Genomic DNA, 26,114 nt, shown 5'->3' with positions numbered 1-26,114 from the left:
GTTCCGTGTAAAGACACTGTTTGGTGGGCGATTAAGTTTAAGAAACTATAATGCTCAGGTTGGTGAAACCTACGCCATGATTAAAGCGTTGAATAAGCTCACAGGGTTAGGTATGCCTAAAACGATAGAAATAGCCTAATAATCATCCATATTGGCAGTTTCTATCTGAGATCCAATTAGGAAACAAAGCCTCTAATTCATCACAATTCCGACAAACAATAGTATAACCTATTTGTATTATTGGTTAATCTATATTGCAGGGTCAATGGTCCAATGTTCATTTCGCAATATAAAATCAAGGAGTTTACAGTGAAATTACGAAAATCGGCTTTATCTGTAATTATTTCAGGTATTATTTTAAGTGGCACAAATGTTTACGCAAATGTCATAGCTAAATCACCAACGGCAGAAAATCAAAGCACCAAATTGTTGGTAGTCAACAGCGCTGAAGGTATTGTCGCCTCGGTTATCGATTTCAATGATGGCAATCTTGATGTGATTGAAAGCCATAATGGTTCAGAAATTGAGTTAGTAGAACGAAACAGCAAGAAAATCTTACAAGTTAGCTCTAGTGTTGGTCCGACTTTCCCTGGTGTCGTTTTTTCAGCGCCTGAACCATGGGATTGGAGTGAATATGGAGATATTGCGCTCGGCATTGATTTAGCTTATACAGGAGAAAAACCGACTCAGCTATACATACGTGTCGACGATGGTGTTAATCCAAATGGTTCAATACGTAGTAGAACGGGTTACGTTCAGCTTTCTCCTAATGATAAAGGTATGTATTACTTTACGTTAAAGAGTTTAGATAAACATTTTAACGAAGGTATGCGTGGTATGCCACCACGTAAACCAGGTCAAGCACAACAAATGGGCTTTGCTTGGGGAGAAACCGAACTGGACATTAGTAATATTACAAGTGTACGTTTATATCAGTATAGCCCTCAAAATGAAGCCAGTTTCGAAATATCAAGTATGTCACTACTTCCTAACTTAGCAGTAAACACTAAACGGTTTGAAAATGTTGTTGACCAATATGGTCAATATACGGGTTCGGACTGGAAAGAGAAGGTGCACAGCGATAAGCAATTGCAACAACGTGCAAAAGAAGATCTTAAATTAGTAAAAAATGTAAAGTTAATGAGCGATCGCTCAAAATTTGGTGGTTGGAAGAAAGGTCCTAAAGTTGAAAATACAGGCTATTTTAGAACTCAGAAAATAGATGGGAAATGGGCGCTTGTTGATCCAGAAGGCTATCTTTATTTTGCAACAGGGTTAGATAACATTCGCCTTAATGACACTTATACCACTACGGGTATCGCTTTTGCTAACTATGAAGAACCACAAACCTCTAACTCTAGCCCAAGCGAAATATCATCGATCCCTTACCTTGAAAGGAAAGGCGAACGTGTAAACAAAGCGGAACTGCGTCATAACATGTTTAGTTGGCTTCCTGATTATAATGATTCACTATCTCAGTCATACCAATACAGTGATATGATTCATGATGGACCACTTAATCATGGCGAGGTATTCTCATTTTATGCTGCTAACCTACAGCGTAAATTTGCACCTGATTCCTTTAGTGATGCCGTCAAAACGTGGCAAGATGTCGTTTTATCTCGCATGATGGATTGGGGCTTCACCTCGTTGGGTAATTGGTCTGACACTGAGTACTACTCTAATACAAAAGTGCCATATACGGCTCATGGATGGATTGTTGGTGATCATCAAAGAATTCCGACAGACAATGATTTCTGGGGCGCAATGCATGACCCATTTGACCCTCAGTTTCAACTTTCTGTTCGTTCAATGGCTAAGGATATAGCAAAAGATGTCGCTGACTCTCCATGGTGTATTGGGGTTTTCGTTGAAAATGAACTCAGCTGGGGGAAAAAAGGTACGGAAGCTGGCCACTACCTAATAACGATTGGTATGTTGCGTTTAGATGCAAAACAAAGCTCTGCAAAAGCCGCTTATATGACAGCTTTAGAAAGTAAATATTCCGATATCAAAGCACTAAATTCTGCATGGGGTACTCAATTTTCTTCGTGGGAGGAGCTCGCTGGTGGCTTTAACTTCAATGGCGAATATACGGATACTATTAAAGAGGATTTCTCGTTATTTTTAACGATGCATGCGAATACTTTCTTTAATATCGTAGATAAAGAACTCAATGCTGTGCTGCCAAATCATCTCTTTTTGGGTTCCCGATTTGCTGATTGGGGGCTCACACCAGAATCTGTGACAGCGGCAAGTCATTACGTAGATGTCATGTCGTTTAATCACTACGCCTACGATCTTGAGTCGAAGGGAGATTGGAGTAAATTAGCTGAATATGATTTACCCGCTTTTATAGGAGAGTTTTCATTTGGTGCGATGGATTCTGGAATGTTTCATCCGGGAGGTATCAACGGTGAGTCACAACAGTGGCGTGCAGACATGTTTAAGCATTACATGAAAAGTATTGCCAACAATCCTTATTTCGTTGGTGCACATTGGTTCCAGTATCTAGATTCACCAGTCACTGGACGAGCCTGGGATGGAGAAAATTACAATAATGGCTTTGTCACTATCACAGATACGCCTTATCAAGAACTAGTCGATGCAGCAAAAGAATTTCACACCTCTTTATATGAACGCCGATATGGAGATTTGAACTAGTATTTACGCCCTCAAGAGTTATTTTGAGGGCTTTTTAGTTCTATTTTAGCCATACCTAATCTCATTATTTACTTGATTACTCCATAATGATAAGAAAAAGCTTACTTACAAGAAGCGAGTGTCACTTCTCATGTACCATAATTAAATAAAACCATATTTAGATAGTCTCTGCTGTGGGTTTTATCTGCAATCTAGCTTAAATCGATTCAGCGACGCTGCTCTACCACACCCCCACCCATATTACTGTAATAGTCTAATCAGCAGGAAAAGATGTTTTTCGCAACCTTAGCTGATCAATGTCAAAGTAAATAGTAAGCGCCCATAAAACCACGGGGCGATTTTGTCAGTGTTTGAAGAACCAACGTAATAGAACATCGATATCAGGGTTCATTTTCGTCAGCTCGGTCATGAACTTGCACCTAACATGAGCGGGATAACTATCCGTTTGTAGACCGCCATAATAGCCTCCAATAATGCGGTGGTCGGTAAAACACGATATTCTTCACATTGTTAACGCCACCTCAGGCGATTCGCCCTGGGTAGTACAGTCATATATGGCATTGCTATCCTCCTTAAGTACATTAAGCAATGTTTCATCCGCTCTTAGTTAAATAGGTGCTCTTTCAACGCGGCATGCAGCGGAGTATGAACTTCTCGCTGATTTGGATCACTCTTTATAGCAATGATGGTGGGGGATAGCTCGTACCCGATTGAGCAAACGAGGATTCTTGGTAATAAAGTAGTATCGTGTGTTTGTATTTGCCAAAAATGATGTTGGCAGAGGCAGTCAGGCAAGCTTTAGCCGCGATGCTCTGAGAAATAAGGTTTATCGGTGTTGGTTTTTGAGCGATATGGCTGTTGTCTTTCGTTTGATCGCATTGACGGCAGGCATAATTTGGATGAACATGTTCCAATACTTGAGTATCGTTGGCGTGAACTCCAGTTTCTAATTACGGCCGCCGTCGATTTTATACAGGTTAAGGTCGCTATCATATCAAGCAAGTGGCATTTGGCCAAAATACTGACAGTCAGCCTAAGACGATTGTGAATAGGGGGCACAGTCGTCACTATTTACGTGTATAAGTGTCGCTCGGCAGGTTGCAAAATGGTGGTGAAATTTTGGTAAGGTTATTCGAAATAGATGATTGACTGATAGGATCGTAAACAATGAGGTCGATGATAATCCGTGCAAGAGTCGATGTTTAAATGAGACAAATTGAAAACGCCCAATTGAAGTTTATTGGGCGTTTTAATCTATCTTAGGTGGGGTTAGATAACTAACTAACTACGTTATCGCCTTTATTTTCTTTTTGTTGAATGGTGACGGGCCAACCTGCGTAGATGTTGTCCGCTTTTGGATCGGTCACATCAGCAAGGAATCGATAGGCGGTACACTCATACGTTAATGCTTCCGTGTTGAACTCAATCATACCAAACCCACTACCTTTTTCTTGAGCTCGTACGTAACGGTTTCTACCTTTAGGCTTGACAGGGTTCGCTACAGCATAAACATAGTTTAACGAGCCAAAGGAGTCTAAGCACTCTCCTGTATCCGGTAAACCATGTTGAGGGACGTTAGTAAGTGGTATGCCTACTTTCTCTGGGAACCAAAAACGCTGCCAACCTGCTCCAATAGCAGGTACAGCAAATACCCAACTACTATCGCGTTGCTTATCGAGTCCGTATTGAGATAGCGTTGCTAAGTGCGTATCGCCTGCAATATGCAGTGCCATTGCATCTCTCATGATATCGACCGCTCGGTTACGACCTGACACAGGCCAACCACAACCATCAAAGTCATACTTCATGTAACGGTTAATTCGTCCATTGTGGGTGTTGATGTTCGCAAAAATCGTTTGGCTTAATACTGCTTTTAGCGCATGGTCGTTCCAGTCTTTACTCCAACCTTTCAAGAACGTTTCTTGGGTTGGCCCCAAAAGTTGCAAGCCTTCTTTATCAAGGTCTTTATTGATAAAGAGTGGATCTTCATCATGACCCGTTGCACCATGAATAGCACCTACACGATCAGGGCCACTCTTAAATTGTCTATCTGATAAAATAGCAAAGCTAACATTCGCGTATACCATATCTCCAAAGTATGCTGTAACTTCATTGACCGCCTCATCAGGCGATGCGTTATAAGCTTCTGGATGATGTGATGCATGGGTTTTATGAACAGTATTTATAAAGGCTGGTGTTTGAATATATCCAGGGGTAATTGACGCACTCGGATCTTTTTCTGGATTCTTCATCATAGCACCACCTTCACCCCACAAGTTTCCTTGTAAAACATCATGGTCATCAGGGATGCAAATGGTTGGTCGGTCTTTCATTATCTCTCTAAATGCCCAACCAAATTGGTAATATTTACGAAGGTAATTTAAGATAGCTTTATTTTCTGGTGCGCGAACAATACCAAATCCACCATGGCTTTCATACAGCTGGTCACCAGAGAAGTACGCAATATCCGGGTTTAATGTTCTGACATTTTTCTCTAAAGGCGCATAGGGGAAGGCGTAGTCATTTTGACAAGTAAACGCCGCCATGTTTAATTTTTTTCCTTTTGGTTCAGAGCGAATTAAACCTGTCCATATATCTGGTGTTTCAGTGCCATCTTTATGCTTTTCAAAATATACTGCTCTAAATTCACGCTCACTGTCCTGATCCCAATTTGGAATTCTGAAGGTTGCGACCCAACCAAGTGGATCTAATGGAGCGTTTCCATAAGAGACCCACTTATCGCCGTCTTTGACTTGCAGCTCGACTTGTTGACTGTCTTGCTCACCCATAGGACCAGTGAGCACGCTCAATTTTAATACATAGCCTTCGCTTGTTCGTGTGTTGTTCAGAGTATACATTGACCACAGAATTGGACCAAAGCGTTGGTCTTCATTGGCAGAAAAAGCGCCACCATTCAGCTCAAAGTTGGTAAACCTGTATCGCGCCCCACGCCCTTCAGCATTAGGTGCAGGCCCCCACGTTGACTTGATATTAAAGTTGCTGATGACCCCGATATTACCTTTAATTTTGTCATTAGAAGTAATATCAGTTAGTTTACCAATGGACTCGCCACTCTCTTTTAAGAACGCTTCTAACTTAAGAGTCATCGCGCCAGCGACTTGTTGGCCATTTAGTTTTAATATAACGTCTTTATTATCGACATTTTCTTTTAAACGAGTGCGAGCTCTTCCAAGCACTAACTCTTGCCCAAGGATACCAGCATCATAACCACGCTCTATAAAACAGTTACTACGATAGTCATTAACATCGCTTCGTGCACCGAGCCTTATGCCACCACCGCCGTCTTTCTTAGTTTTTTCGACTCGATGTACAACAACGCTTACGTCAAAGCCCTCTACTGGGTTTGTCAATTGATGCGTTAGAGAGTGAACACTGCGGCTCCCACCAAAGCTGTTGACTTCTACGCCACCGTCTTTGATTTCCCAATCTTCCATTGGGTTTGCCCAATACTCTTTCCCTATCCAGATACGGTCATGGGTGTTACCCCAGTTATCTTTCAATGGTTTTACAGTATGCGTCTTTTCGGGATTTGCTGCCGCTTTGGGAATAGCAGTACTTTGACACCCTACAACACTGCCAGCGACTAAGCTAGAACCTAGCAGTTTGAGAGTATGTCGTCTTGTGATTTCACTTGACATGATAATGATTCCTTGTTCATGAGTTGCCTTAAAAATAACAGAATTGTATTTTAGAAACAGAAGAATGATTTAAAAATGTGATTTGGTTTGCCTTTGTAGGCATAAAAAGGCAAATAAGTTAACCAATTGGTGCGGTGAACGATGACGATATCTAGGTGGTTGTGGGAGAATCCCTTGATTGCCTTTAACGTAACACGTTATTGGAAAACCAATAGATCCGTCTATATTGGTTCTTGACGGCATAGGTGGTTTTTCTGTTTAGGCGTTTTGTACCTTATATAAATGTTTCGATGTTCAATTTTATTTATCTGTCAGTGTCAACAGAAACAGCACTATTCATCTCTCTCAATTATAGAGGCATAGCTTAAATTGTTATTTTTTGGGAGTATTTACCAAACTAACGGATAGAAAACACCTCTCATAGTTGGCAGTTGTGCGTCAATGTCAATAAATAGGAGCATAGCGAACGGCCTTTAACTTTAGGTCATCTTTTTCTATGAAGTGTCGAGGCATTAAGTCCATTTTAAATAATGATAATATTGATTACTGCATCACAGTTCAGTACTCATGTACGGCGATTTTCTGGACCATATTTGTATTTGTCTATAGTATTTGTGCTATTGATTGTCCAAAGCATGACTTTGGTTAACCTTAGATTGCTATCAAATAGAAAGTGGTTTCGATGAGTAGAGAAACACAATATGCCTTTTGGATGTGGGGAAGTAGCGATGAAGAAAAAGATAGGTTTATTAAAGACTACGTTTTTTATTTTGGTTATCGCTGTTTTTGTTAATTTTGGTGGAAAAGCGGAACCTCAAAGAAATACTTCAGAAAAGAATATTTTGGATGTTGAGGTCGTTGATGAGCGTCTTAACAACAGGTTAGATGCGTACGACATTCCCCCAAACCCAAATAAAGATAGCAACCATGGATTTGGACCAAGTTGTCAATATAGTTGTCACGACCCTATGTAGAGCATTATTAACGTGCTATACAACAGGCGCAAAGGATGCAATGGGTAGCCAATTGAATTTTTAGATTAGTTTATCCCAATTTTTAGAGAGAGTAATACAATGATAAAAAAAAATAGTCTGCTTCTTCTTATCGCTACTGCTTTCGGGCTTGCAGGGTGTGGTGGTGGTGATGGTGGTGATACACCAGTTACGCCACCACCAGAGATCGACCCCCCGAACCCGCCAATTTTTACGGGAACTCAAGTCGACATAAACTTTGATATGAAGCATGTAGTAGGTGGAATTGAAACATTTGACCGTCGTAAGTTTATCGGTATCCATGCTTCATTACTTGAAAATGAATGGCATGACGCCAATAATGGTGCATCAAACGATTCTGATGATTTAATTACCGACTTTTTAGATAGCTATGATGTCTATCTTGGCCGAAACACAGGTGCTATTTCTTGGGAGCTTCGCAATGTTGAAGAAGATTCGGTAAAGTCTGGTTTTGTTGATGAGACTTCAATGACTAATCGAGGTGGCGTGACTAAAAACCAATTTCTTACCGGTGCAAATATAAAGTTTGAAAAAGGTCGTCAACATTGGCATCGCTCAACCGATGTGATTATCGCTGCGCAGCAACACCCTTACTGGCCAGATGGAACTAAGATCAACTCATTAGGTGATATCACACCATGGTCATTTTCTCAGACTGATACTGTTCAAGAACCTTTAGGTACGGCTACTGGTCATTATATGGGCCAATACTTAAAGTCTTTCTTCGATGCATCTTCAACAAGTGCGGATGCAGGTGAACCTAAACCTAGTTTTGTTGAGGTAATGAATGAACCTTTGTACGATTTAGTTGATGACACTAATTTAAGTGATGCTGAGAAGTTAGCAAAAACACATAAAATATTCGAATTTCACAACGCGGTTGCCGTTGAGGTTCTGAAAGCGAATCCAGACGCACTTATTGGTGGTTATACGGCTGCATTTCCAAATTTTGAAGAAGATAACTTTCAACGTTGGGAAGATCGAGATAAATCTTTCATCGACATTGCGGGACAGAAAATGGATTTCTTGTCTTTGCACCTATACGATTTTCCAGCTTTTCAAAATTCGCAACGATATCGCCGAGGTGGAAATCTAGAAGCAACACTTGATATGTTAGAGCAATACACATATCAAAAATTTGGTGCGCCTAAACCAATGATTATTTCTGAATATGGAGCTCAAGTCCATACGACGAAAAACAATCCGTGGGAGCGTTCTTCTGACTGGGAAAACGTAGTCTCTTTCAATGCTATGTTGATGAGTTTTATGGAACGTCCGGACCAAATTTTGAAAGCACTACCTTTTATCGTTGTTAAAGGTGAATGGGGGCGACTGGGAGACAACATACCATATGAATCTCGTCTAATGCGACAAGCAGATGAGCCTGCAAGTCCTACCGGTAAGTGGGTTTACAGTGACATGATTTATTTTTATGAATTGTGGAAAGATGTTCAAGGTACAAGAGTTGATACATGGTCTTCAGCTGCAGACATTCAGGTTGACGCTTATGTTACTGACTCTAAGGCTTATATTATTTTGAACAGTTTAGATTTTAATAACCATGAACTCGCACTAAATACACTTGGATTAGATGGTAATGTGATAGATAGCGTGAAGATCAAGCACTTCCTGCAGCGTAGTTTTGGCGGCGTTGAGCGAGGTCTTATCGAAGAAACATATTCACTCCCCGATACTATTAATTTGAGTGCTAATTCTACAATGGTGTTAGAACTTACGTTTGCTTCTGATGTTGCTATTATCGAAACTAATGAAGAAACTAAGTACTATGCTGATACTTATAAGCAAAGCATTAATGCTAATCAGCCAATTACATTCGACATTGATAATGTTCAACTTGGCAATAACGGGGAAGCAGTTCTTCGCATGGGGATCGGTCGCGACTTTGGTAAAACACTACAACCAACGTTGACTCTGAATGGCAAAGTGATCGAAGTACCAGAGGATTTTCGTGGTGATGACCAATATTTGGATGGCAAAGGTCGCAATAGTTTCTTTGGTTTAATTGAAGTTCCTGTTGAACTGGCTGATATTAACGTTAACAACAAGATAGAAGTCAAGTTTAATGATAACGGAGGTTACGTATCATCAATGACTTTACAGGTATTTGATAGTTCTCGAGAGCTAGTAAGGACGAGAACACAGTAAAATATATCGTTCCCTTTGATTACTGTGCGACTGTATATTATTATCGCACAGTAATCGTTTTAAGGTTGTGCTTACGTTGACTTATCGTCTCAAAGTATTCTGATAGAAAACCAACAATAGTGAACGGCTGTAAGCTTTTTAAATAGCGACGAAATGTTAACCCTTAATCGTATTCTCTAATGTCTATATCGTCGCATAATCATCGTCGATGTATTGGCATCTTGCATAAATTTAGCGGCAGCAGGAGCTTTCATAAAGCTCGCCATCGATGCTTCAGCATCTTCTAAAGACTCCCAGTGAACGATCACTCGCCAATAACCTTTGTTAGACATACCGGCTTTTCGCGAAATAAAACCAGGTTGTTTTGATACATGACTGTCTTCAACTGCTGTATCAAGAGGCATAAATTGTTCGGCACTTACACCATCTCTTAAATCAAATGTCGCCACTTCGACGACGTAATCAGAAGTGAAGCCAAATTTACCGTTGTCATTTTTCCGTTGGTCTTTACTTAGTATGGTTTCTAACGTGTCCCAATGTTCCACGATTTTACCATTTTCAACCCTAAAAAGGTCGTAAAAGGACGTATGTTTTCCCATAAAAGTACCTTCGCTTACCGCCAAAATAAAACTACCCTCACCCAATATTTTATGACTAGTGGAATACACCATAGGGGTGCCTGCTTCGGCTAAGGCTTTCATTGCGTTACTTAGCCCCTCAAGGCCGTCTCCGACCATCGAATTATGTTGCAAGAAATCTTCCGGAGCGCTGTTGACAAACATATCAATTTTGCTCATATCACCTTGAATCAAGATAGTGTCAATAAAATCTGCGACGAGTGCTTTGTTTTCTTGCGTTTGGTCGACATCAATAATTTCTGTCGAGCCGTCTAGCTGAGTGCGTCCACTTGGATTCTTTCCGGTTAATTCTTGTAAGTTATCCCAATGTTCAACGATCAATCCATCCTCAAAGCGAAAAATATCAAACCCTGCTTTGGGACCAAAGAAGTTATAATCAGTGTGGAGAAATACATAATCGCCATCTTCTGCTGCTCGTATGACTTTTGCTTTGGCAGAACCTTTCGGCAAAGAATTTAGCACTTTGCCGAAACCTTCTAACCCATCTTCAACGGCAAGATTGTGCTGGATATAATAAGCGGGATTAATGTAAGCAATAGCGGACTGGTCACCAGTTTCGATACTAGAAACAACGGCGATTGCTTTCTCTTTGTTGGACATCTCTTTGGCTGTAATTGTTCCGGCAGCGACACTAGAAACGCTTAATGACGTTATAAGTAAAATAACAATCTTCAAAATAAAACGATACATAAAATAACTCCCTTTGTAATAACGTTTAAATTGTAGCTGAATTGTTGGGTTACGTTGTTTTATTTGAGTGCTTGTTGAAATGAATGATAAGTATGAGAGCGGAATGGCTTTTTAAGGAATGCTCGTACCGAATGAGAACGAGTATTCCATAGCGAGATTTGTATCCAGAATTTGGCGAATAGAGTAGTGTCTGTAGGCGTTTTAATCTTTGGTTAAGTAAAGATATTTTGGTCAAACTTTTCAATAGATTATTAAGGATATCAGATTATGGATAGGGCTTCTTAGGTGGTTCTATTGTTCGAGTACATCAATATAGTACAGGTGTAGTGGTCAACTAATATTGGCCATGATCTTAGAGTTTAACCAGAACAATCGTTCTGACTCATTTGGTGTCAGTCCGCCATTATATTGGTGAGGCCTGAGCTGACAGTAATATTGAATTATGATTCGTGTAATTTTTTTCTGAGCCTCAATAAAGCTACGATAACCTACCGTCGGGATCTACTCGGTCTTTAAACTTTTAAAAAATCGCTCCATTGGGCTATTATCCCAACAGTTTCCACGACGAGATAAGCTTTGTTTAATTTGATAGCGCCACAGTAATTGGCGGTATCTTTTGCTTGTATAGTGAGTTCCTTGATCGCTATGGAACATGACTTCTTGCGGTTTACCTCGAGCCTCATAGGCCATCGAAAGAGCCTTACCAGTTAACCGGCTATCTGGTGATAGTGACATTGCCCAGCCAATCGTTTTTCGAGCAAATAGATCTATAACAACAGCTAAATACATCCAGAGGCTACCTGTCCAAACATAAGTAACATCACCAACCCAAACCTCATTTGGTTTAGCAACAGCGAACTGGCGGTTAAGGTGATTTGGTATCTCTATATGCTCCTGCGATGCTTTTCTGTATTTATGTTTAGGCAACTGGCAACTCATTAGGCCTAGCTCTTTCATTACCTTCGTCGCTCGATATCGACTCAGATTTATACCTTGGTTTGTCACAATGCTTGCGATGGTTCGAGCACCCGCAGAGCCTTTACTTGCAGCTTGGCTTTCGCTGACCAGACAGCGAATCTTGACCTTTTCTGTATTGATAACCGAAGGTCTTTCTCGCCAATATTTATAGCTGCTGCGATGAATACCGAACACTTTACAGAGTGTTGTTATGCTATGCTCTGCTTGAGTTTCTCAATTATCGAGAATTGTCAACGAGTCCGACATCAAGAGAGCGGTTGCTTTTTTTTATATTTCATTATGCTCCTCAAAACGAGCTAACTTCTTTTTAAGCTCTCGTATTTCAATTTGTTCAGGCGTTATTGGAGCTGCTTTAGGTGTTTTTCCTTGGCGCTCTTCTTTTAGCTTGCGAACCCATTTATCCATAGTGGATTTGCCCACATTCATGGCTTGAGCCGCTTCAGCCACGGAATGGTTTTGGTCGAGAACTGACTGTGAAGCCTCTAGTTTGAATTCGGCGCTAAAAAGTCGTCTTGTACGTTTCGTCATAATTTCACCTGTTAACTTATGAGGTGATGATATCACCGCTAACTAGGTGGCCAAATTAACTATGCCACTACACATTAAAATATAAAGTTTCTTATCTTCAACAGCTAAAGTTCGATCCTGCCCTAAAAAATAATAGTCACGGTGATTGTCTGTGTAAAAGTATCACAAGATCACAAAAGGGCTTTATTAGTGCTTTGGTTAACAAAAAATGAGTTTTGGTTTGCCTTTTTTGCGTTGAGTATATAGATTGGTCTGGTGGTTCTGGAACAGATTCAGGTGTTTGAACCCAAACACTGAAATATTAGTTGGATCAACATAATTTAGCTTATCTAACCGAGCTCTTATTCTTTCCTGGGGGGGGGGATGATTTTTGTGGTTGGAAAGCTTCATATATCATCACTAATAAGTTATTGATTTAAAGTGACGGAACTCTGTATCCAATGAAGGCTGTTGTATTTTAAACAATGTAAAAATAAAAAATTAAGGACAGATTATATGAAGGTTGCGTCAAAAACACTTTTTATTGCGAATGCCATATTTCTCTCAGGTTACGCTTTTGCCAGTTCCCAGGTGTATGTTGATCTGAATGTTAAGCATGAAGTTGGCGGTATTTCTGAATTTGATCGTAGTAAGTATATCGTAATGCACTCAAAAATAACCGAGCCTGATTGGGAAGGCGAGGATATAAAACTTAGATATTTGCTTGACAATTTGGATGTTTATTTTGGTCGTGATAACGGTACTATGCCGCTTCACGCAACCATGGTAGAGCAAGATCCAAATAGACCAGGTTACGCAGATCCGCAGAGTATGGCGGAACTTGGTGAAAGCCACCGTATAAAAAACTATGGTGAAAAACTGGTAAGACATCACCAATACGATGACCGTTTTGATGCGATGATTGGTGGCCAAACACACCAGTTTTGGATAGGTGAGCACAAAGGGAAAGGAGGGTGGACGTTTAAGAATACTGATGCGGTCGGAGAATTTATGGGACGATTCCTTAACGATTTTTATCGTGAGGAAGGTGAATTGCCGGCTAAGGGGCACAAACGTCCTAAGTATGTTGAAATTCTGAACGAACCACTCTATGAACTAGTAACCGTGCATGGTAACGACCCAGTAGACACCTTTATTTATCACAATGAAGTGGCAGAATCGTTCCGTAAATACGTCGATGATGATTCTGTTATGATCGGCGGTTACACCACCGCATTCCCATGGTTCGATGATCGAAATTTTAAGCGTTGGGATGAACGTATGAAGTTGTTTATCGACACCAGTGGCGAGTATATGGACTTTATGTCAATTCATCTTTATGACTTTGGTTATTTAGGTCGAGATGGAGGTGAAGTGAACTTCCGTGGTGGTCGAATTGAAGCCACCATGGATATGATGGAGCAATATCAATATCTAAAGTTGGGTGAAGTGAAGCCATTTATGATTTCCGAATATGGCGGTCGTGACCACAAAACAGAGAAAGAGACCTGGTCAGCTAGAAATGACTGGCAGACGATGAAATCGTTTAGTCCTATGATGATTCAGTTTATGGCTAAGCCCAATCAGATACTTAAAGCGATTCCGTTTAGTTTGACTAAGGCAGAATGGCACGGTGAGGAAGGGCGGAATTACCCATGGCGTTTGATGCGTCATAACGATGAGAAGAAGGGAGAGATTGGGAGTCATTATGTTTACACCGATATTATTAAGTTCTACGAATTGTGGTCGGAGGTAAATGGTACGCGTGTCGACACGAAATCCATTGATAAAGATGTTTTGGTGGATAGTTACGTAGACGGTAAAAAAGCATATGTTGCGGTGAGTAACCTGTTGAACAAGCCAGCAGAAGTATCAGTTAACTTAGTTAATGTGCAAGGGGCGGAATTCGAAAGCCTTAAGATAAAGCACCTACATAATGTTGATGGTGATATCACGTTGACAGAGACATCATACAACGAAATGCCTGATAAAATAGCTATCCATCCAGAAGCCTCTATGATTTTTGAGTATGTATTTAAGAATCCAATTGAAATTGAAGAAAAATCGGTAGAGCGCAAGTACTATGCAACAAGTTATCATCAAGCGATCAAGACGAATGAATCGATTAACTTCAACATCAATGATGTTGAAACAAACGAATTTGGTGCAGCGGTACTTCGGATGAGCTTTGGACGTCAACACCGCAGCTCAAAAGAGCCAGTCGTTACATTCAATGGTACTAAGTTAGATCTACCAGTGAAGTATTCTGGTGATGATCAGAAAAATAGGCCTCAGTTCTTTAATATGTTAGAAATTGATGTACCCAATTCACTCCTAAGAAAAAATAATAAGATTGCAATTACCTTCCCAGACCAAGGAGGTTTTGTAACTAGTACGACACTACAAACTTTCGAGTATAGTTCTGATATTCTTAAGCTAGATAAGCGATAATATTATTGGTTTAGTTCAAAGCGAAGGGTTACCTTTGCTTTGAACTTCGTTGCTTTTTAAAGCCTGCTCTACTGCCTTTCAGACCCTGTAAATAATTCAGTGTAACTGCTCTCGGTTACAAGTATTCAGTTAGTCGATCTTCGAACATAATCATAAAACGGTTTAAAGCTTGCTTACAGTGATGGATTGGCATTGTCCACCTCTTGGAAGCATCCATTATCACTAGGTACACCACCTTTCTAGCCGATTCATCTGTCGGGAACAGTTTACGTTTCTTGGTCGCTTTTCTGATCACGCTGTTCAGAGATTCAATCGCGTTCGTTGTATAAATAGCTCTACGGATATCTTGAGGGTAGCTGAACAGAGTATTGAGATTATCCCAATGAGCCGTCCATGAGCGACTGATTTGAGGGTACTTTTCATCCCACTTATCACCAAAGTGCTCTAGCGCCAACAGAGTTTCATCTTCAGTTGTAGCTTGATAGATTTCCTTTAAGTCTAAGGTAATGATCTTGTAGTCTTTCCACGGAACGTATTTCATTGAGTTTCGTACTATGAGTATGATACAGAGCTGGGTTTGAGTTTTTGGATAAACGGTATTGATGGCATCAGGAAAGCTCTTGAGGTCATCAACACAAGCGATGAGGATATCTTAACACAACGATTTTGACGCTCTGTAAGTACACTGAGCCAGAACTTTGCCCCTTCAATTTCGGACATCCACATCCCAAGAAGTTCTTTCTGACCTTCCATATTGACGCCGAGAGCAAGGTAAATAGCTTTGTTGATGACTTGCTTATTTTGGTGCACCTTCACAACAATGCAGTTTAGGTAAACGATGGGATAAACCGAATCAAGAGGGCGAACTTGCCACTCAACAACTTGTTCTAAAACAGCATCAGTGACTTCATATATTAGACTTGCGCAGATATCAGCATCGTACATTGCTTTGAAGGTTGCGACGATTTCTCGGGTAGACATTCCTTTGGCATACAAGCTTAAGATCTTGTCGTCTATCGATTGGAACCGAGTTTGATGCTTACGAACGAGCCTAGGTTCAAAGGACGCGTCACGGTCAGGAGGGATTTCTAGCTGGATCTCAACATCGTCAGTAATTAGGCGTTTAGAAGAGTAGCCATTTCGACTGTTACTATCGTTGGTCGGTGAGTGTTTTTCGTAGCCAAAAGTGATCATCAAGTTCAACATTTAAAGCTATCTCGACCGTCACCTTGGTTAACCTCTTCCTGAAGTCATCAAGATCCGAAGGAGTCTTAATTGAATTAGCGGCTTCGCGAGCGAAGGCTTCTAAAGCTTTCTTATTCATATTGCTTATTCTTAGTCATGACTGGCTTAATTATAAGTAGATACACAATTCAAATTACAGGCTCTTTTTAAAGCCTGCTCTACTGCTTTTCATTATTTCCCCAGATTAATTTTAAGCGCAAGTAAATAGTCGGTATCTTGGTCGATGATAGTTTTTGCTATCTGTGCTTGGCATATCACTGCACTTTAACTGATATCGGATATGGAGGCTGCAACTTCTTCAATATAGCTCCTTTTCTTTCTACTGAGATACGAGACACAATTACTCTTTATCGCCAAAACTGGTTAAAGTTTAACAGTGACAACTATCCTGCCAGAGGGCGTAATACTGTGCTGCGAGCTTTATTATCCAGGTTTCTCAGGCTTTCATGATCAAATAAACACGATTTTACAGAAATGTTTACGATTTCTTTTAAGCTGAGGGCGATTAGGTAATAGCTATAAACACTGAAGCTTACATCATAAGATGAACGGATAAGTGCAAGAAGCCGCTTATATTCCAGTGCTTTTCGTGACTCTGGTCGTAAAGTTAAGCCTAATCGATCTTATACTTCCGCGGCAGAATAGGCTTTATCTGTTGCTAATTTGATTGCTTCAACGTCAAAATTTGGTGCAAATCGCAGTTTGCTGATAATTAGCGACCTATGTGAAAAGAATAGGCGGAAAATGTTGAGTAGAGTCAGGGCGAATAGTTTTTTCTGAAACTGAGATTGGATCATGAGATTTGTATTGATAACCGAATTAAAGGAACAACGTTACCTAAACGATAAAAAGGCTTTTGCGCCAACTTAAAAATCCCTTATCACGAAATGATTAGGGATTTTATAGGTTGGCGCAAAATTTACTTAAACGGTCGACATAGTACCATTAACAATAAAGTTTAGTGTAAATGACAAGCTGTTTAACTAATGACATTGTCTCCGCCGTTCTCTTTTTGTTCAATGGTAACGGGCCACCCTTCGTAAATATTGTCAAGTTCGGGGTTGGTAACATCAGCTAAGAAGCGATAAGCGGTACAGTGATATGTGCGCTTATCTGTATCAAATTCAATGAAACCAAATCCACTACCTTTTTCTTGTGCTTTAACATATCGGTTTGTTGATTTACCAACAACAGGGTTTGCTACAGCATAAACGTAGTTTTTTGTACCAAAAGCGTCGATTGACTCGCCAGTATGTGGGAGACCATGCGCTGGTGGGTTGTCTGTTGCGATGCCTACTGATTCTGGAAGCCAATAACGTTGCCAACCTGCTGCAATAGCAGGTACACAGAAAGCCCAGTTCGAATCACGTTGTTTCTCTACGCCATATTGAGAGATAGAGGCAAGATGGGTGTCACCGCAAATATGAAGTGCCATTGAGTCTCTAACTATATTTATGGCTCTGTCACGAGCAGACGCCGGCCAAGCATTACCATCAAAGTCATATTTTAGATACTTATCTGGGCCTCCGTTATGTGTCGCAAGGCTAGCAAATACAGTTTGACTTAGTAGTGCTTTGAGTGTGTGTTGATTCCATTGCTCACTCCATTCGGATAGGAATGTTTCTTGAGTTGGACCCAGTAACTCTAGTCCTTCCTTATCCAGAGAAGAGTTAACATACAATGGCTCTTCATCTCTTCCTGTAATGCCTACAAGTGCGTCTACACGATCTGGCCCACTCTTGAACTGGCGATCTGAAAGAACCGCGAAGCTGACATTACTATACAGTAGCTCACCAAAGTACGCCGAAATCCCATTTTTCGCCTCAATTGGTGTTGAATTGTAAGGAGTTGGGTGATGAGATGTATGAGTATCGTGCACAATATTTACAAAGCGCGGTGAATGAATGTATCCGGTCAATACCGAAGCACTAGGGTCCCTTTCCGGATTTTTCATTTCCACACCACCTTCACCCCAGAAGTTGCCTTGGAGAATATCGTGGTCATCAGGAATACAAACCGTAGGTGCCAGGCTCATTGATTTTCTAAATACCCAACCGAATTGATAGTACTTTCTCAAATAGTTAAGAATTGCTTTGTCGTCTGGTGAACGAACGACCCCAAAACCCCCATGGCTTTCATAAAGTTGGTCACCAGAAAAGAACAATAGATCGGGCGTTAGAGCCTCAACGTTTTTGGTTAACGGTGCGTAAGGGTAGGCATAGTCATTTTGACAAGTAAACGCTGCCATTCGCAGTGGGCGTCCTTTAGGCTCTGCTTGGATCTCTCCTGGCCAAACATCAATTGATTCACTACCATCTTTGTGTTTCTCTGGGTAGACAATACGATACGAAGTTGTTTGAGCCGGGTTCCAATTATCAATTTCGAAATTGGCAAACCAACCTTCAGTGTTAATGGTCGCTTCTGAAGCTGTCTTCCATTCACCATCGAGAAGAAGTTGTAAAGAAACAATTTGGTTGTCATGATTGCCAATAGGACCAACAAGGGCGGTCATTTTCAGTATGTGCCCACGTTCGCTGCGCGAGTTGTTTAGCGTATACATACTCCATAAAATAGGCCCAAAGCGATGAGATTCTTCAACCGTAAATGCCGTACCTTTAATTTGCCAATTTTCGAAACGGTAGCGGCAGCCTTGATGCTCTTTAGGAATAATATTGCCATACGTTGATACGATATTCGCATTACTGACCACTGCTACGTTACCAAGCAGTTCATCATTAGATGCGATAGCGTTTATAGTGCCAAGTACTTTATCATTGTTGAGTGTTTTTGCTGTTAATGTAACTGTTACTGCACCTGCAACCGCGGTTGCCTTTAAGTGAAGAACGATAGATTCATCTGTGGTGGTCGCATTAAGTTTTACTGAGTTATTACCTAAAATGAGTTGGTCTTTAGTGTAAAGAGCATCAAAGCCTTTTTGTACAAAACAGTTACTGCGGTAATCATTTAGCTCACTTCGTGCACCAATACGAAAACCTGCACCGCCATCTTGTGGCTGAATATCAACTCGTTTGACAATGACTGACATCTCGAAACCTGCGGTTGGAGTCGTCAATTGATGAGTAAGTAAGTGCACGCTTCGGTTTCCACCAAGGCTTAATACTTCTACACCACCATCTTTTATCATCCAGTCTTCCATTGGATTAGCCCAGTAGCTACCTCCAATCCAGATTCTATCGTGAGTATTTTGCCAACTGTCTTTGAGATCAACTAAAGTGTTTGTTTGTTTTTCACTAGTGGATGCAAAGCTGCTGCTGCTATTTCCAGAAAGGCCTCCGACTACCAAACTAGCGCCAGCTACTTTTAAAATATTACGTCTTGAAACACCAAAGCTCATAAGAAATATCCCTTAAGGTAAACAATTTGTGCATACAGACTAACCAATATTTACTTTGGTTGATATCTATATCGATGAGTTTTGTGAGCAGGCGATTGAATTACAGTATAAAGGCAAGATTTTGTGAATGAATGAGGATATAAGTGTAAATATATATGTAAATTAGTTGGTTATATTATCCCCGTGCTTCTGAAGGTTGTTCGGCGTAATGATTTCTCAGGCGCTTTGTATCCCCCTGTGCCTGGCTAGTTGTCACTGTTAAAAATTAATCAATTAGCGGGGCGGTTACAGAGGTAATATGTCTCGTTACTCACAAGAAAGAAAAGAAGCAGTATTGAAAAAGTTGTTGTCCCCGCACTCTCGCTTTTTGACCGAAGTAGCAACAGAAGAAGGCATCAGTGATGCAACACTGTATTATTGGCGTAAACAACTTCGAGAATCAGGAGCTGTTGTAGCAAACAGTCATACCCCTTCAGAGCATTGGTCTGCGCAAACTAAGTTAGCTATTGTTCCTGCGACGTTTTCTATGACAGAAAACGAGTTCAGCCAGTACTGTCGTGAAAACGGATTGTACCCAGAAGAAGTCCAGCAGTGGCGCAGCGAAAGTATGCAGGGGTTCATGCCATCGAAGGAGGGTGAAGCCGAGACAAAGAAACAAGCTAAAGCCGATAAGCATGAAATCAAAGAATTAAAAAACGAGTTTCGCGTTAAAGAGAAAGCATTAGCGGAATCGGCAGCCTTGTTGGTGCTAAGAAAAAAGCTGAGGACCTTTTGTGAGGAAGAGTTTGAGGACTACTAACCTCAACCGAAGAGAGGCAAAATATCGTTGTGCTCATCCATGAAGCATGTCATAGCGGCAGTCGCTTAGAACGTGCGTGCAACGAAGCTGAGATAGATTTACGGACTTACCGCCGCTGGTATCAGCGCGGTAAGGTACAAGCTGATGAGCGACTTACGTCGATAAGACCCAAGCCTGTTAATAAGCTGTCTGAGCACGAATGGCAAGATATTATTGATATTAGTAATGCGCCCGAGTATGCCAGTTTACCGCCAATCCAAATAATGCCAATACTGCTGGATAAAGGCTAGTATATTGCGTTTGAAGCCAGTTTTTGTGTTAAAAGCGGCAGGACAACCTAACCGTAGGGGCCGTCAACGTAGCCCAAAAACCATCGAAACCAACAAGCTACACAGTGACAGGTCCAAATCAGGTATTTACTTGGGATATTACGTATCTACCTTCAGGTCTTCTTGGGCAACATTATGATCTTTAACTAATTGAAGACATATATAGTCGAAAAGTTGTCGGGTATGACGTCTATGACCGAGAGTGTGGAGAGATGGCATCTCAACTGCTTCAGCGCACGCTGATACGGGAACAATGCTCATCAGCATTGGTGCTGCACTCAGATAATGGTGCGCCAAAGAAATCGTTGATGTTCAAAGCAAAAATGGAGGAGCTTGGCATTACTTCATTTTACAGTAGTCCTCGAGTGAGCGACGACAATCCGTATGTAGAGTCACTGTTTCGAACGCTGAAATATGCCCCGATTTGGCCACCAAAGGGGTTTGAAAGCATTGAACAAAACCGTTCTTGCGTAGAAAACTTTGTAATCTGGCGCAACACAGAGCATAAACATAGTCGCCTGAATTACGTGACACCTTGAGAGAGACATAGTGGAAAGGATGCTGAGATTTTAAGGAAAGGAGCAAAGGTGTTGATGGCACCTCGCCAAGCAAAACCAGCACGATGGTTAGGAAAAATACGCAACTGAGAACCAATCAGAAAAGTTCACCTGAACCTAGCAAAAGAAGCTGCTTGATAATTAGTCAAGTCGTGACTGCTAGCTTGAAAAATGCCGATACAACGCATCCGTAAAAGGCATTCGTAACATTGTATTTTTAATACAATGAATTATATTAAAACGGTTTTAGGACGCTCCATTTTTAATTAAGCTGATTACGTGTTATTTCCTCATATGCTTAAGGTGTTGATAGGTATCGTAATAGCCGCTAATTATTAAAGAATAAGAAACTCCAAAGGCTCTATGGTTATAGAACCTTTGGACAACGCTAGCTTTTGGAATGGAGCTAAAAGGTTAGATTAGTTTAATCGTCTTCGTTTTCGGTGTCGCTGCGCCAAGGCGTTCACTGACGGGGCTAGGGGATGAGTTACCGACCAAAACTTGATAGCCCCCTGTCCTCCAGATTCTCTCGCCGTTCGAGTTGACCACTTTTAGTTGTTCAGGGGCGACAGTAAAGGTCACCATTTTTTTCTCTCCTTGTTTAAGAGCTATCCGCTGGAAACCTTTTAAACTAGTTTGAGGTAGATTATCTGTTACTTTTTCAGGGCTAATGTAAAGTTGAACAACTTCTTCAATATCGTAGCTGCCAATATTTTCTACTTCAATTTGCACCTGTAGTGAATCGTTTTGACTTAGCTCGTTAGCGTTAAGGGTTAATTGTTTGAAGTCGGTTTCAGAGTACGTTAAACCAAAACCAAATGGGAACATTGGCTCTTTGGTCATGTATTTATAAGTTCGCCCCTGCATCGCATAGTCTTCGTAATCTGGAAGCTGAGCTACGTTTTTCGGGAAAGTGATTGGTAGGTGGCCCGATGGAGATACATCACCAAATAGCACATCGGCTACAGCGGTGCCGCCTTGTTCACCAGGGTACCAAATTTGAAGAATAGCATCGGCGTGCTCTTCGATACCTTCAAGAGAAACTGGGCTGCCACTAGCGACCACTAAAATTAGCGGACCTTTCTTTTTCTCTATGATTTGATGAAGATAATTAATCTGGTTTTGTGGAAGTTTTAGGTCTTTTTTATCGCCAATATTTGCAGAAGCGATAGCATCAACCTCTTCTCCTTCAAAATCTGCACTTAAGCCTACTACGGCGATGGTGACATCAGCACTAGCTGCAACATTTGGCGCCCAGTTTTTCGGGTTTAAGTTATCATTAAAAGGCAATGCACCACTACGATAGTTGAGGGAGGTGCCAAGTGAAACGGCTTCTGAGATCCCGCCTAATATCGTGACTAAATTAGGGCTAATACCGTAGTAGTTGCCCATAAGCATATCGGCTGAATTGGCAAAAGGACCGGTAACATACGGTATTTTAATGTCTTTTGATAGCGGCAGAATATTGTTGTCGTTTTTCAATAGAACGATGGACTTTTGTGCAACTTTACGTGCCAGTTCTCGGTGTTCTTTGCTGTTGATCACCGATGGAGGAATTTGGTTGTATGGGTTATTGCTTTGATCAGCATCGAACATGCCTAGTTTAAAGCGTGTCTTAAATAGTTGCTCTGCACGTTGGGTTATAAGCTCTTCAGTGACCAAACCTTGTTCAACCGCCTCTGTGAGGTGGTGATAGCTGTAACCACAGTTTAGTTCAACCCCAGCTTTTAAGGCGACTGCAGATGCTTCAGCAGCGTTTTTTTTGTACTTGAGTTTTTCGAATATGCCGTGGATCGCCCCACAATCTGAGACAACATGGCCGTCAAACCCCCATTGACCTCTCAATATGTCTTGGATCAGGAAGTGACTGGCGTTGGCAGGCACATCAAAAACGGCGTTGTAAGCGGCCATCACCGTTTCAACATTGGCATCTTTAACTAGGGCTTCAAAAGCTGGTAAGTAGGTTTCATAAAGGTCTTGTTGACTTGGTATTGCGTTAAAATGATGTCGAGAGGCTTCTGGTCCCGAGTGTACTGCGTAATGTTTTGCTGTTGCAGCAGACTTTAGGTAATCGGGATTGTCACCTTGCAAGCCTTGTACAAAAGCGATGCCGATTTGTGAAGTTAAGAATGGGTCTTCACCATAAGTCTCTTGCCCGCGGCCCCAACGTGGATCTCTGAAGATATTTACATTGGGCGTCCAGAAAGTTAATCCCGCATATTGGCTATGGTTACCCATAGATTGAGAAATCGAGAACTTGGCTCTGGCTTCGGTAGATATGGCACTAGCGACTTCTTTTGCCAAATTGGTATCAAAAGTAGCTGCTAAACCAATGGCTTGAGGAAAGATTGTGGCTTTACCATTTCGAGCTACTCCGTGTAGCGCCTCATTCCACCAATTGTATGACGGGACCTCAAGCCGCTGAATAGCGGGAGCATCGTTAAGTAACTGGCTGACTTTCTCCTCTAGTGTCATTTGTGATACTAAAATTTCAGTTCGTTGGTCAATTGGCAGTCTATGATTCTGAAAAGACAGGTCAATTTCCTGAGCTGAAACACAAGCTGTTCCCATGCTGATAAAAGCAATTGATTTTTTTAAGATATTCATTAATTCATTCCTAATAATAACTTGTTTTGGTTAACCCTGTATCATTATTGGTTAAACTATAGTAATTATATGTCAACGTATATTGATATTTTTACAATCGCTTTGCTGTAAATAATTATTGTGAGCTTGGTCGTTATCTGGGGAAATGTAGTTGGTAGAATAAGAGCAACACTGCACTTTTTTGCTTGTTCCCAATTCAGAGTTGTTATTGGAACGCTTTTTGTGAGTTTACTTTAAAAAGTTAGCATGTTGCAGAATTCGTGTCAGTTGACATAACGCTTTATTTTATGATTAAGCACCTAGAGCGATTCATTATGCGCATCACCAAATGTTTGAATTGGTAAATTAATAAGGTGGCCAAAATAGTAACTGCTTCCAAAACGTTTAAAGTGAGTGATTAATGTTCGGATAAGTATCCTCGGCCTATTGATTAGCATTTATGTTTTTTAGAGGTGGAGATGACGAAGAGACGGTTTTGGTTTGTTAGTTGTGTGCACCACATATTGTGGTTTGGCTTTTATTTCACTTTTGTCACACAAAGATAAAGTGACAGGCAACGATTAGATCGGGTGTTTGTATCTCTGCCGCCGTTAGAGAGAAGCCGTTTTGATCAAAATATTGATTTTGTCTTTTTCATGGGATTAGCATGAAAAAGACAAAAGGTCATTAAGCAGGAAAAAGTAAATTAAAATCACTAACGATTAGACTTGATATTGCGCGAACTTTTCCCAATCGAATTCGACGCCAATACCGGGAGTATCAGGAGCAACAGCGCGGTGGTTGTCAACAACGAGTGGGCGTTTAGTGTATTCATCAATAGGGAAGCTATGCACTTCTAGCCATCCAGTATCAAAGGCGGATACTAAACTAACATGAAGCTCTTGCATGCCATGAGTACACACAGGGACACCATGTTTTGTGGCTAAATGAGCGGCTTGAAGCCACCCTGTGATACCGCCACAGTTAGACGCATCCGGTTGCACAAAACCAAGTTTCGCCTGATCCATCGCATAACCGAACTCATGGATAGTATGTAGGTTTTCACCCATAGCAAGTGGAATAGACGTGTTGTCTGCAATTTCGGCATAACCAAGATAGTTATCTGGAATGGTCGGCTCTTCAAACCATGTGATGTTGTATTGTTCAACTGCCTTAGATAACGTGATTGCTTGCTCAACAGACAACGAGTAATTTGCATCAATCATAAACGTGACGTCAGGGCCGATGAATTCACGCACAGCTTTGATTCGATCAATATCTTCTTGCATGTTTGCGCGACCGATCTTTATCTTGACGGCATTAAAGCCATTTTCAAGATAGCCTTTAATGTTATTCAGTAATTTTTCTAGTGGAAACTGAAGATCGATGCCACCACAGTAAGATTGGCAAGTATGGTTTTTTCCACCGGCCATCTTCCAGAGAGGCTGGTTTTCACGTTTACCTTTTAAATCCCAAAGCGCAATATCTACGCAGGACATAGCAAAGCTGGATATACCACCTCGGCCTACATAGTGAATATGCCATTCCATAAAGTCGTAGATTTCATCAATTTTTGAAGCATCTCTACCGATAATCGCGGGTTGAATATCGTACTCCAACATCGCCTTTATAGAAAAGCCGCCTTTGCCGCCAGTGTACGTGTAGCCAGTCCCTTGACTGCCATCTTCAAGAGTGATTGTCGTTGTGATTAATTCAAAGTGGTCGTGATCGCCATGTTTAGCATCAGAGAGAACCTCTGCTAAGGGGATCTTAAACAATTTGGTTTCAATATTTTTAATTGCTGTATTCATATTGCTCTCTATCTTCTATCTTCTATTTTCACTTAAGCGACAGACTTAACAACTTCGCGAACCAATCGGCCAATCTCAGTCCAATTGCCATCGTTAACCAGTTTTTTATCAACCATCCACGTACCACCGCAAGCGAGAACGGCTGGTAATGAGAGGTACTCGTGAATATTCTCGGGATTAATGCCCCCGGTCGGCATTATTTTAATTTGTTGGTAAGGGCCGAGCAAAGATTTCAGCATATTCAACCCCCCAGATGCTTCTGCTGGAAAAAATTTTAACGTGGTAACGCCGAGTTCAATTGCTTGTTCGACCAAAGATGGGTTATTCACACCAGGAATGATATCAATGTCATGTCTTAAGCACGCATTGACCGTATTGGGGTTTAACCCTGGTGAAACAATGAAATCGGCCCCTGCATCTTTAGCAGCAATCACTTGATTTTCGTTCAATATGGTGCCGGCACCAATCAACATGTCTGGATAAGCCTTGCGAAGCAGTCTGACCGCTTCTTCTGCAGCGTCTGAACGAAAGGTGATTTCCGCAACAGGTAACCCATTTGTGACAAGCTGTTCACCCAATGGCAAAATATCTTCTGCACTATCAATGGCGATAACGGGAATGACTTTATACTGAGCCAACTGTTTATTTAATAGAGACATAATAATT

At 41.1% G+C, this 26,114-nt stretch carries 13 protein-coding genes and 4 pseudogenes; 8 read left to right on the top strand and 9 right to left on the bottom strand.

Going from position 1 to position 26,114, the window contains the following annotated elements; genetic code table 11:
• Both AB4405_RS20975 and AB4405_RS20970 read left to right on the top strand, forming a co-directional pair.
• Positions 1 to 139: pseudogene (locus AB4405_RS20975) on the top strand (IS5/IS1182 family transposase); the annotation flags it as partial.
• 170 nt (positions 140 to 309) lie between these two features.
• Complete coding sequence (locus AB4405_RS20970; RefSeq protein ID WP_372062687.1) at positions 310 to 2,664, top strand: beta-galactosidase; 2,355 nt, start codon at positions 310 to 312, stop codon at positions 2,662 to 2,664.
• Positions 2,665 to 3,338: 674 nt separating this feature from the next.
• Here the strand turns inward: AB4405_RS20970 and AB4405_RS20965 are convergent.
• Complete coding sequence (locus AB4405_RS20965; RefSeq protein ID WP_133148221.1) at positions 3,339 to 3,578, bottom strand: hypothetical protein; 240 nt, start codon at positions 3,576 to 3,578, stop codon at positions 3,339 to 3,341.
• Positions 3,579 to 3,941: 363 nt separating this feature from the next.
• Positions 3,942 to 6,323 (bottom strand): alkaline phosphatase D family protein, encoded by a 2,382-nt coding sequence (locus AB4405_RS20960; protein WP_372062686.1) that lies wholly within the window; start codon positions 6,321 to 6,323, stop codon positions 3,942 to 3,944.
• Positions 6,324 to 7,051: 728 nt separating this feature from the next.
• Here AB4405_RS20960 and AB4405_RS20955 point away from each other — a divergent pair.
• Together AB4405_RS20955 and AB4405_RS20950 are read left to right on the top strand one after the other, a co-directional pair.
• On the top strand, positions 7,052 to 7,297 hold the full coding sequence (locus AB4405_RS20955) for a hypothetical protein (protein ID WP_133148222.1): 246 nt from the start codon (positions 7,052 to 7,054) through the stop codon (positions 7,295 to 7,297).
• Positions 7,298 to 7,396: 99 nt separating this feature from the next.
• Positions 7,397 to 9,502 (top strand): agarase, encoded by a 2,106-nt coding sequence (locus AB4405_RS20950; protein WP_102469055.1) that lies wholly within the window; start codon positions 7,397 to 7,399, stop codon positions 9,500 to 9,502.
• Positions 9,503 to 9,972: 470 nt separating this feature from the next.
• On the opposite strand, the pseudogene AB4405_RS20945 reads toward AB4405_RS20950, so the two are convergent.
• Together AB4405_RS20945 and AB4405_RS20940 are read right to left on the bottom strand one after the other, a co-directional pair.
• Positions 9,973 to 10,830 (bottom strand): annotated as a pseudogene (locus AB4405_RS20945) (hypothetical protein); the annotation flags it as partial.
• Between the two features lie 330 nt (positions 10,831 to 11,160).
• A pseudogene (locus AB4405_RS20940) lies at positions 11,161 to 12,336 on the bottom strand (IS3 family transposase).
• 495 nt (positions 12,337 to 12,831) lie between these two features.
• Here AB4405_RS20940 and AB4405_RS20935 point away from each other — a divergent pair.
• Positions 12,832 to 14,766: a beta-agarase gene (locus AB4405_RS20935; protein WP_102469057.1), complete on the top strand. Its 1,935-nt coding sequence runs from the start codon at positions 12,832 to 12,834 to the stop codon at positions 14,764 to 14,766.
• Positions 14,767 to 14,881: 115 nt separating this feature from the next.
• Here AB4405_RS20935 and AB4405_RS20930 read toward each other — a convergent pair.
• Positions 14,882 to 16,090, bottom strand: a pseudogene (locus tag AB4405_RS20930) (IS256 family transposase).
• Between the two features lie 900 nt (positions 16,091 to 16,990).
• Entirely contained in the window at positions 16,991 to 19,366 is a 2,376-nt protein-coding gene (locus AB4405_RS20925; protein ID WP_372062685.1) for an alkaline phosphatase D family protein, read from the bottom strand.
• Positions 19,367 to 19,664: 298 nt separating this feature from the next.
• Here AB4405_RS20925 and AB4405_RS20920 point away from each other — a divergent pair, with 298 nt between their 5' ends.
• From AB4405_RS20920 to AB4405_RS20910, 3 genes are all read left to right on the top strand, one after another.
• Positions 19,665 to 20,165, top strand: coding sequence for a transposase (locus AB4405_RS20920; protein ID WP_372062684.1), 501 nt, complete (start codon positions 19,665 to 19,667; stop codon positions 20,163 to 20,165).
• 29 nt (positions 20,166 to 20,194) lie between these two features.
• Positions 20,195 to 20,455 carry a hypothetical protein gene (locus AB4405_RS20915; RefSeq protein WP_372062683.1) on the top strand — a complete coding sequence of 87 codons (261 nt, stop codon included), beginning with the start codon at positions 20,195 to 20,197 and terminating at the stop codon, positions 20,453 to 20,455.
• Positions 20,456 to 20,706: 251 nt separating this feature from the next.
• Positions 20,707 to 21,033: a transposase gene (locus AB4405_RS20910; protein ID WP_372062682.1), complete on the top strand. Its 327-nt coding sequence runs from the start codon at positions 20,707 to 20,709 to the stop codon at positions 21,031 to 21,033.
• A 432-nt stretch (positions 21,034 to 21,465) separates the two neighbouring features.
• Here the strand turns inward: AB4405_RS20910 and AB4405_RS20905 are convergent, their stop codons facing one another.
• From AB4405_RS20905 to AB4405_RS20895, 3 genes are all read right to left on the bottom strand, one after another.
• Complete coding sequence (locus AB4405_RS20905; protein ID WP_198593158.1) at positions 21,466 to 23,658, bottom strand: glycoside hydrolase family 3 C-terminal domain-containing protein; 2,193 nt, start codon at positions 23,656 to 23,658, stop codon at positions 21,466 to 21,468.
• A gap of 701 nt (positions 23,659 to 24,359) precedes the next feature.
• Positions 24,360 to 25,448 carry a 3,6-anhydro-alpha-L-galactonate cycloisomerase gene (locus AB4405_RS20900; protein ID WP_372062681.1) on the bottom strand — a complete coding sequence of 363 codons (1,089 nt, stop codon included), beginning with the start codon at positions 25,446 to 25,448 and terminating at the stop codon, positions 24,360 to 24,362.
• Positions 25,449 to 25,480: 32 nt separating this feature from the next.
• Entirely contained in the window at positions 25,481 to 26,107 is a 627-nt protein-coding gene (locus tag AB4405_RS20895) for a bifunctional 4-hydroxy-2-oxoglutarate aldolase/2-dehydro-3-deoxy-phosphogluconate aldolase (RefSeq protein ID WP_102469062.1), read from the bottom strand.
• Positions 26,108 to 26,114: the final 7 nt, after the last annotated feature.

It is taken from the genome of Vibrio sp. 10N.261.51.F12 (genome assembly GCF_041471725.1).
Classification (GTDB): Bacteria; Pseudomonadota; Gammaproteobacteria; order Enterobacterales; family Vibrionaceae; genus Vibrio.
This window is presented reverse-complemented; position numbering and strand designations above follow the sequence as displayed.